The following is an 8,729-nucleotide window of genomic DNA, read 5'->3' on the forward strand; positions in this document are numbered from 1 at the left end:
TGCTTGAGGACGAAGCTGTACAGGATGTTGGTGACCGCGTAGACGAGCACCGGGACCGCGGCGGCCCCCGCGGCCGCCGAGCCGGCCAGCAGGGCGAGGTAGAGGACGGCGCCGAGCACGATCGCGACCGGGACCGGGACGGCCCCGGAGGCGATCGGGCGGTGGCGTTTGACCGGGTGCCGGCGGTCCCGCTCCCGGTCGGCGAGGTCGTTGACGACGTAGGTGGCCGAGGACGCGAGGACGAACAGCACCAGGACGGGCAGCGCGTCGGCGACGGCGGGCCACGGCGAGGCGCCGGACGCCAGCAGGGGCAGCACCAGGACGACCGCGTTCTTCGGCCACTGGAACGGTCTGACCAGCCGGAGCAGGCCGCGCACCAGCGAGCCGCGCCGGGGCTCCCCGGGCGGCCCGGACCCGCCGGGCTCCTCGGGCAGTTCGGCGGGCGGGGGGCCGGTGTCCCCGTCGGGCGGATGCACCGGCGGGCCGACGAGGCCCTTGCGGTACTCGCTCGCAGTACTCACTTCCGTTCCCTTCGCTGCTGTCAGAAGAGGACCTTGACCGTGCGCAGGGCACCCTCGCGCCAGCGGTCGGAGTGCGTCCGGCCGGTGGTGCCGGCCACGGCGGACCGGTTCGCGCGGTACCAGGTGAAGCTGCGCTCGATGGCGGTCGCGTTGGAGTGGCGGGGGGTGAAACCGAGCACCTCGCGGGCGTCGGTGATGTCGACGCAGGAGTCCCGGGTGAGCTTCTGGACGAGGCGTCCGTAGACCGGGGACAGCCGCAGCGCGGCCAGCGTCCGCAGGGCGGCCTTCGCCGGGCCGAGCGGCAGCGGGACGACCCGTTTGCCGTGGCCGGCGAGGTCCAGGACCACCTGGCAGTCCTCGCGGAACGAGCCGTACTCGGCCGCGCCGACGTTGAACTCCCGGTTGACCCGCTCGCCCGGCAGGGTCAGCACCGCGGTCACCAGGTCGCAGAGGTCCTCGACGTCCAGCATCTGGTTGAGGGTGTGGCCGCCGCCGAGGACGGGGAAGCCCCGGCCGTCCAGCGCCCAGTCGAAGAGCATCGCGAAGACGCCCAGCCGGCCCGGGCCGATGAAGGTCTTCGGGCGCAGGACGGGCACGCACATGCCCCGGTCGCGGTAGTCGGCGCACAGCCGCTCGGCCGCGATCTTCGCGGCGTTGTACGGGTCGACCGGGACCAGCGGGTGGGTCTCCGGGGTCGGCGTGCGCTCCGGCAGGCCGTACACCGCGGTGGAGGAGATGTGCAGCACCCGGTCGGTCCCGGCCCGCCGGGCGGCGTCCAGGACGGTGCGGGTGCCGTCGACGTCCACCGAGCGGATCTCCGCCGCCGGGTGGCTCGGCAGGGCGGCGGCGCCGTGCACGACCACGTCCGCCTCGGCCGCCAGCCGGCCGAGCAGGGTGCGGTCCCGGACGTCGCCGACCACCGCCTCCACGGAGGGCAGGGCGGCGAGTCCGGGCGGCAGCGGACGGCGGTCGAGGGCGACCACCCGGTGTCCTGGCGAGCTGCCGAGCCGTCGGACCAGGGCGCTGCCGAGGAAGCCGGCCGCGCCGGTGAGCAGCACGCGCTGGGGGCGGGCGGTGGAGCGGGGGCCGTCGGCGGCCCCGGGGCGGTCGGCGGTCACGGGCGGCCTGCCGGCGGGGCGGCCGGGCCGGGGGCACCGGCCAGCGGCGGACGGGCGGCGCCCACCGGCGGCACCTGACGCCGGTACAGCCGCCGGAACCGCGGGCTCAGCAGCCACTGGCCGGCCCCGACCGCCGCGCCCGCCGTCACCGCGGTGCCTGCCGCGAAGTGCAGGGCGGTGTACGCGACCGCCGTCGGGACCCCGCGCTCGCGGACCAGGAAGGCGTGGAAGCCGCGGTCGGCGAGCACGGCGCCGGCCGCCAGGGCGGCGGTGGCCGGCAGCGTCCGGCGGGACACCAGGGCCAGCGGCAGCGAGGCCACCGCGCCGGCTGCGGCGAGCGCGGCGACGGCCCGGGAGCGGGTCTCGAACCCGCGCATGAAGCCCCGGTGGTCCACGTAGAGCGGCACCCGCAGGCGCGCCCGGCGGAACAGCTTGCGGACCAGCCCGGACAGCCGCTCCTCGTCGTTGTGCCGCCCGACCACCGCGGAGCTGAGCTCGATCCGGCGGGTGGCCGACAGCCGTACGCCGAAGTCGATCTCCTCGGTCTGGCGCAGGGCCGGGTTGAGCCCGCCGGAGTCCAGGAACAGTGACCGGCGGATGGCGGCCAGGGCCGAGAACCAGGGAGTGACGGTGCCCTCGGAGCTGATCCGCCAGTAGTACGACTGGAGGATCCGGTAGTCCCCGACCCGGGTGGTCGGCAGCAGCGGCTCCTTGGCGGTGATGCCGCACACCGACCCGATCTCCGGGTCGGCGGCCAGCCGCTCCACCGCCGCGGCGACCGAGGTCGGGGAGAGGCCGACGTCGGCGTCCAGGAAGAACACGATCTCGCCGCGGGCCTCCCGGGCGCCGCGGTTGCGGGTCTCGGCCGGCCCCGCGTTGCGCTCCTGGCGGACCAGTCGGCACGGGTACTTCCCGGCCACCAGGGCGGAGTCGTCGGTGCTGGCGTCGTCGACCACGACGATTTCGAGGTTGGGGTAGGTCTGGGCGGTCACCGCGTCCAGGCAGGCGGGCAGTGTGCGGGCGTCGTTGTAGAGCGGGATGACCACCGACACCAGGGGAAGGGTCATGTCTGTCCTGTTCAGGCCGCGGGGATCTCGGGCAGGTCCGGGTCATCGTCGGACGGGTTGACCCGCGCCTCGCTGATGATCTTCCGGTCGTCACTGGTCAGGCAGCGGCCGGTGGCCAGGTCGAACTCCCAGTCGTGCAGCCGGCACGTGAGGATGCCGTCCCGGTGGGAGCCGAACCGGACCAGGTCCGCCTTGAGGTGGGGGCAGAGCCGCTGGACGACGTGGTCACCGGCCCGGGCGCGCTCCTCGGTCTGGCTCAACTCCGCGTAGTAGCCCTCGACATAGGCCATCCGCTCGGTCGAGAGAGAGGCGAAGAAGGTGGTCACGAACTCGTTGAAGGGCCCCTTGCGGGCCGCCTTGAAGCGGCAGGACAGGAACAGCTCGTTCGCCCAGTCGGGGCAGCGCTCGGCGACCATCCGCTCCACCAGCGGCCGGGGCAGCTCGAAGCGGTAGCGGCACTCCTCGCCCGCCCAGCGGGCCACCCGGCGGTCCAGGAAGTCGAACAGGATCTGCTCGGTGGGTGCGGCCCCGGCTCCGGTCCCGTCGTCGGCTCCCTCCTCGGTCCCGGTCGCGTCAGGGGTGTCCACCACCTCGACCAGGACCCGGCCGTTGATGCCCTCGCAGGTGCGGTCGGCGTACCGCAGCAGCGGCTCCACCCACTCCCGCAGGCCGGCCAGCAGGTCGGTGCGCGTGGTCGGCCAGCCCGCCTTCTCCGCGCGGATCCGGTCGGCCCGGCGGGCCTGGTACGCGCGCAGGTAGCCGGTCCGGTCGTCGCGGATCCGGGCGACCGTCCGCTCGTCGACCTGCTCCAGCCGGCAGCTGCGGTCCGGGCCCAACTCGGCCACGGTGCCCGGCAGGAGGAGATGGGTGTTGGTCACCCCGCGCTCGCGGAGGAAGTCGAGGAAGACCCACTGGTCGGGGAAGATGTTGGCGTCGTCGCCGTCCAGGTCGTTGAGGTGGAAGAGCTCCTCGTCCAGGAAGCAGGGCGGCCCGGCGAACGGGAAGACGTGCTCGGCGCCGTACTGCTCGACGTAGTTCAGCGCGCGGGCCATGCCGTTGCGGCGCTTGCGGCGGCCGACGGTCTGCTTCATCCGGGCGGGGAAGTCGTACACCATCGGGTACCAGATCGCCCCGGAGTACTGGAGGAAGTGCCCGGCGAGCGGCCCGAAGGACCGGATCCGGGGCTCGTCGACGGGGCGGGCGTCGTTCTGGTTGAGGATCCGGGTGCCGTTGTCGTCGATGAGGATCGCGGAGTCGCCGATCGGGCCGTCGGTCGGCGAGGTGAGCGCGTTGACCATCACCTGGACGCCGCCGTCCAGGTGCGTCGGTTCGAGGTCCCGGGTCTGGACGAAGTGGCGGAAGCCGAGGTCCTCCAGGGACGTCCGCAGGTCGCGGACCGGGTAGTCCGGCAGCAGGACCACGGTGTCCTTGGACATCCGGGTCCGCAGCCACTCGGCGTCGAAGTGGTCGTGGTGGAGGTGGGAGACGTACAGGTACTCCGCGGTGTGCAACCGGGCGGTGTCCATCGCCTCGTTGTCGGGGAACGGGAACCACGAGGCGAAGAACGCCGGATTGAACCAGGGGTCGCAGAGGATGCGCCCGGCACTGGTCTCCACGAGCAGGCCGGCGTGGCCGACGGATGTGATGCGCATGAGTCTCCAATGGCGGTCGAGCGACTTCGGGAGGGGGCGGCCGGGGAGAGGCAACGGCCGTGGGGGGAGCCACCGTTGGGGGAGCGGACGCGGTGCCGTGCTGCCGTCCGGGCGGGCGCCAGTGGCCGTCCGTGGGCCCTGTCGGCGGTCGTGAGCGGCCGTCAGCGGGCGTCGCGCCGAGGGTCGGCCGGCCGGTCGAGCACGTTGAAGTCCGTGACGGCGAACCGGGCGAGCGCCGTCGGGCCGGCGACGGCCCGGTGGGCGATCGCGATGGCGCGGCCGACGGCGTCGGTCAGGTCGCAGCCGGCGAGGTAGAAGGTCAACCGGACGCCCCGGGGGGTGATGTGGACGTGGAGGTGCTCGACGCCGTCGCGGGCGGAGGTGACGCTGTCCAGGGCCGAGAGCACGGCCCCGACGGTCGGCCGGGCGCCCGCCGACCCGCCTGTCGCGGCGGTCAGCAGCACGCCGACGAGGTGCACCGGAAGTCCTGGGAGCTCTGGGGGGAACCGGCCGGTCAGCCCCAGGAGAAGCCGCTGCCCACCGCGGCCGGGAAGGCCTGCGGGAGCGGACAGGCGGAGAGCGGGGCGACCGGTGCGGTGGGGAGCCCGGTCGTCGTCCGGCGTACGGGACCGCGGGAACGCGCGGAGGTGAACATGGGGAAGTCCTCCGAATCCTGGGGGGTTTCGGGCCGCTCTCGTTCGTCCGCGGCCTCGGTGGTCCCAAGATTCGCACGGGCCCCGGCACGCTCACACGGGTTCAGGGGTGACACCAAACGCGTGGCAGCTTCGGGCCAGGACGGGGACGTCGCGCCGACCCCGGATGAGCTGCGGGGCGGCCGACTTGGCAGGTTTCGGTCAGGCGGAAGGTGTCAGCCCGGCGCCGCTCCGCGTTCCGCGATGCGGACAGCCGGCACCTGCTCCGGAGCGGACATACGCCCAGGTCCCCCGCGTGGACGACTCGGTCTCGCGAGGGACCTGGGGCTCGGGTCGGCCGGTGTCGCGGCTGCGGTAGCGTTCCTTTGCCTCCCCTTGACCCGGAAGACCTGATGATCGAAGCAAGCTACTCGGCCGTCCCCGCCCTCCTGCTCGTGTTCGCCGTCCTCGGATCGGCGCTCGCCCTCGGAACCGCCCGGTGGGCCCGCCGGAGAGGCACGGCGGTTCCGACGGCGGTGCTGTGGGGGCTGAGCCTGGCGGGTGAGCTGGCGGTGACGCTGACGCCGACGGCCACCGGCTACTCGGGGCCGCCGAGTTGCACGATCGGGCCCGGCATGTGGGCCGACGCGACTGCGCAGCAGGGGCTGATGAACATCGCGCTCTACGTGCCGTTGGCGTTCTTCGGCGTGCTGCTCTTCCGGCGGCCGGTCACCGTGCTCGCGGGCTGCGCGGTGCTGTCCGCCGTCACCGAGGTCGTCCAGACCCTGCTCGGGACCGGACGCGCCTGCGACGGTGCGGACTTCGTCGACAACGCGGCCGGCGCCCTGCTGGGGACGCTCCTCGCCGCCGCCTGGCTGCTGGTGCGGCGGCGCGGGCTGCCCCGGCTGCGCCGGGACCTGGTCCACGGGCTGGTGCTGGGGGCCGTCGGGCTGGCGGGGGTGGGGCTGGTGGTCCACTTCGGGATCCGGACGTACCGGGACTCGCCGGGCCTCTTCGCTCCGCCGTCCGACGACATCGCGACGGCGCAGCGGGTGGCGGAGGGCGTGTTCGGCCCGCGCACGCTGGTGAGCCTCACCACGACCACCGCCGACCCCGGGCTGACCCAGCAGATCATGGACGTCAGCACCGACCGCGGCGACTTCCGGATCGAGCAGCCCAGCGGCCGCCTGCTCGCCGTCACCGCGGCCACGCCCTCCGCCGACGCGGTCGGCGCGCCCGCCCTGACCCCGGAGCAGGTCGTCGCCGCCGGCCGGGCCTTCGCCGACACCTGGTTCGCCGACCGGATCGCCGGCCTGACCCCGACCGTCGCCCCCGCCGGCCCGAACGGTTCTGCCCGTACGCTCAGTTACCGCGGCGAGGGCACGGCCGCGGGGCGGCCGGCGGTGCGCCTCGACCTGACCGTGGGCGCCGACGGCCGCATCCTGACAGCTTCTTCGTAGGCCCCGGTTCTCGAACTCCCGTGGTCCGTCCCGGGGCTCAGGCGGGACGGGGCAGGTAGGCCAGGCCGTGCGCGCCCGCCTCGCCGAGCCGGGGGACCTCCAGCCGGGCCACCGGCTCCAGCGCCTCCAGGTCGATGACGTCGACGGTGGAGGAGACGGCGCAGGAGACGTACGCGAGGCGGCCGTCGGGGGAGGAGGTGACGGTGAGCGGGAACAGGCCCACCTCGACGGAGCCGAGCCGCTGGTGCCCGTCGGCGGCGAAGACCGTGAGGCGGCCCGGGAGTTGGCGCCCCAGGGGGGAGCCGTCGGGGACGTTGCGCACCTCACCGGCCAGCAGCCTGCCGGTCGCGGTGAGGTGGGCCGGCAGGGCCCGGGAGCCCGTCGCGAGGACGTCCGTGACGGCCGTGGTCGCGACGTCGATGACGCGGATGCCGGGGGCCGGGGCGGGCGTGGTGGTGGTCGAGAGGTACGGGCCGGCGACGTAGACCCGGGCGCCGTCGGGGGAGACGGCCAGGCCCTCGCTGCCGGGGACCTCGACCTTGGCGGTCAGCACGCCCCGGTCGAGGTCCACGACCGAGACGAAGGGTGCCTCCTTGTTGGTGGCGAAGCCGGTCCGGCCGTCCGGGGTGATGGCGAACCAGTGCGGGCCGGGCGCCTCGGTGTCGATCCGGCCGAGCGGGCGGCGGGTCTCGGTGTCGATGACCACGACGCCGCCGGGCCGGTCCGGGCCGCCCTCCACGCTGACGTACAGCCGGCCGCGGGCGGTGTCCAGGGCCAGTCCGTGCGGGCCGTGTTCGGGGGCGAGGTCGACCACGTCGACGACGCGCCGGGTGTCGGCGTCGATGACGGTCACCTCGGTGCGGCGGCCGCTGTTGGCGCCGTAGTAGCCCGAGTGGTAGGCGCTGGTGCACCAGAGCAGCCGCCGGGTCGGGTCGAAGCACAGCTCGTGCGGTTCGGCGAGGACCCGGACGGTGTCGAGGTGCCGGTCGGTGGCGGCGTCGAAGAACAGGACGTTCGAGCCGCTCTGGCTGACGACGGCGAGGACGTCGCCGGAGCGGTCCGAACGGTCGGTGCGGTCGGAACGGTCGGTGCGGGAGGGCTGCGACATGAGGACTCCTCGGTGAGGGGGTGTTGCGGTTTCGCGGTTTCGCGGTCGTTTCCACTGTCGTCGGCGGCTGCGGCGGGAACAATGCAAGGATCGGCATCGGATAGTTGCCCAGGATGCAAAGACCCAGGTCAGGAGCGGACGACCGATGGATCTCAACCTGCTGCGGGCGCTGGACGCCCTGCTCCAGGAGAACAGCGTGACCCGCGCGGCCGAGCGGCTCGGCACCTCGCCGGCGGCTGTCAGCCGGATGCTGGCCCGGTTGCGCCGCGCCGTCGAGGACCCGCTGCTGGTGCGCGCCGGGCAGGGCCTGGTCCCGACCCCGCGGGCGCTCGAACTGCGGGAGGAGGTCGGCGCGTTGCTGCGCGGCTGCGACAACGTGCTGCGCCCCGGCGCCGGGTTCGACCCCGTGCACCTCGACCGCACCTTCACGCTGCAGGCCGGTGAGCTGATGCTGGTACGGACGGCGGGCGCCCTCGTTGAGCGGGTCCGGGCGGAGGCTCCGCGGGTGGACGTGGTCTTCCTGCCGGAGGCGCTGGAGGACGGACCGGCGCTGCGGCAGGGGCTGGTGGACGTCGAACTGGGCGTGCTCGGCCACCTGGACGCGGAGGTCCGCACCCGGCAGCTCCTCCGCGTTCCCCTGGTCGGCCTCGCCCGGGCGGACCATCCGCTGTTCGACGGCCGCCGGATCACCGCCCGCCGGTTCGCCGCCGCCGACCACATCGGCGTCTCCCGGCGCGGCAAGCGACTCGGCCCGATCGACGCCGGGCTCGCCGACCTCGGGCTCCGGCGCCGAGTGGCGGTCATCGTGCCCAGCCACACCGGCGCGATGCTGCTCGCCCGCGGCAGCGACCTGGTCACCCTCGTCCCCGAGGGCTGGCTGCCGGACACCGTCGCCGCGCTGGGCCTGCGCACCTTCCCGATCCCGCTGGACCTCGCCCCGCTGGAACTGGGGATGGCCTGGCACCCGCGCAACTCGGCCGATCCGGGGCACCGCTGGTTCCGCGAGCACGTGGCGGCCGCGGTGCTGGGGCGGGAGCCGGAGTAGCCCCCGCGCGGGGGGTGCCCCCGCGGGGGGGGGGGGGGGGGGCGCGGGCCCCGGTGTGCGGTCGGGAAAACCAGCCGGGGTACAATGCGGCGGCTGGGGCAAGGAGGCGGTGGTTGGTGCGGTCAC

General features: G+C 74.5%; 9 protein-coding genes. 2 read left to right on the forward strand and 7 right to left on the reverse strand.

Translation table 11 applies throughout. From position 1 onward, the window contains the following. The 6 genes from ACFU6K_RS16660 to ACFU6K_RS16685 all read right to left on the reverse strand — a co-directional run. On the reverse strand, window positions 1-521 hold a 521-nt coding region (locus tag ACFU6K_RS16660), incomplete at its 3' end, for a UbiA family prenyltransferase (RefSeq protein ID WP_380663687.1). A gap of 20 nt (window positions 522-541) precedes the next feature. Then, window positions 542-1,639 (reverse strand): NAD-dependent epimerase/dehydratase family protein, encoded by a 1,098-nt coding sequence (locus tag ACFU6K_RS16665; protein ID WP_380663689.1) that lies wholly within the window; start codon window positions 1,637-1,639, stop codon window positions 542-544. After that, window positions 1,636-2,706, reverse strand: coding sequence for a glycosyltransferase family A protein (locus ACFU6K_RS16670; protein ID WP_380663690.1), 1,071 nt, complete (start codon window positions 2,704-2,706; stop codon window positions 1,636-1,638). The genes ACFU6K_RS16665 and ACFU6K_RS16670 overlap by 4 nt, the downstream gene beginning before the upstream one ends. 11 nt (window positions 2,707-2,717) lie before the next feature. Continuing rightward, window positions 2,718-4,358: a Rieske 2Fe-2S domain-containing protein gene (locus tag ACFU6K_RS16675; RefSeq protein WP_380663692.1), complete on the reverse strand. Its 1,641-nt coding sequence runs from the start codon at window positions 4,356-4,358 to the stop codon at window positions 2,718-2,720. 161 nt (window positions 4,359-4,519) lie between these two features. Beyond that, a complete protein-coding gene (locus tag ACFU6K_RS16680) occupies window positions 4,520-4,837 on the reverse strand; it encodes a hypothetical protein (protein ID WP_380663694.1) in 318 nt (105 codons plus the stop codon). 35 nt (window positions 4,838-4,872) lie between these two features. Then, on the reverse strand, window positions 4,873-5,013 hold the full coding sequence (locus ACFU6K_RS16685; protein WP_380663696.1) for a hypothetical protein: 141 nt from the start codon (window positions 5,011-5,013) through the stop codon (window positions 4,873-4,875). A 390-nt stretch (window positions 5,014-5,403) separates the two neighbouring features. Between ACFU6K_RS16685 and ACFU6K_RS16690 the strand changes: the two genes are divergently transcribed. Next, complete coding sequence (locus tag ACFU6K_RS16690; RefSeq protein WP_380663698.1) at window positions 5,404-6,450, forward strand: VanZ family protein; 1,047 nt, start codon at window positions 5,404-5,406, stop codon at window positions 6,448-6,450. Window positions 6,451-6,487: 37 nt separating this feature from the next. Here ACFU6K_RS16690 and ACFU6K_RS16695 read toward each other — a convergent pair whose 3' ends face one another. Then, entirely contained in the window at window positions 6,488-7,558 is a 1,071-nt protein-coding gene (locus ACFU6K_RS16695) for a YncE family protein (protein WP_380663700.1), read from the reverse strand. Window positions 7,559-7,703: 145 nt separating this feature from the next. Here ACFU6K_RS16695 and ACFU6K_RS16700 point away from each other — a divergent pair, with 145 nt between their 5' ends. Next, the gene (locus tag ACFU6K_RS16700) at window positions 7,704-8,603 is read left to right on the forward strand and encodes a LysR family transcriptional regulator (protein WP_380663702.1); all 900 of its coding nucleotides are present in this window, start codon (window positions 7,704-7,706) and stop codon (window positions 8,601-8,603) included. Window positions 8,604-8,729 lie beyond the last annotated feature (126 nt).

It is taken from the genome of Kitasatospora sp. NPDC057512, from assembly GCF_042802135.1.
Lineage (GTDB): Bacteria > Actinomycetota > Actinomycetes > Streptomycetales > Streptomycetaceae > Kitasatospora.

Excerpts from the sequence above, each read along its gene's own strand:
- ACFU6K_RS16670 (WP_380663690.1), bottom strand. The coding sequence starts at position 2,706 with ATGACCCTTCCCCTGGTGTCGGTGGTCATCCCGCTCTACAACGACGCC.
- ACFU6K_RS16675 (WP_380663692.1), bottom strand. The coding sequence starts at position 4,358 with ATGCGCATCACATCCGTCGGCCACGCCGGCCTGCTCGTGGAGACCAGT.
- ACFU6K_RS16685 (WP_380663696.1), bottom strand. The coding sequence starts at position 5,013 with ATGTTCACCTCCGCGCGTTCCCGCGGTCCCGTACGCCGGACGACGACC.
- ACFU6K_RS16690 (WP_380663698.1), top strand. The coding sequence starts at position 5,404 with ATGATCGAAGCAAGCTACTCGGCCGTCCCCGCCCTCCTGCTCGTGTTC.
- ACFU6K_RS16695 (WP_380663700.1), bottom strand. The coding sequence starts at position 7,558 with ATGTCGCAGCCCTCCCGCACCGACCGTTCCGACCGCACCGACCGTTCG.
- ACFU6K_RS16700 (WP_380663702.1), top strand. The coding sequence starts at position 7,704 with ATGGATCTCAACCTGCTGCGGGCGCTGGACGCCCTGCTCCAGGAGAAC.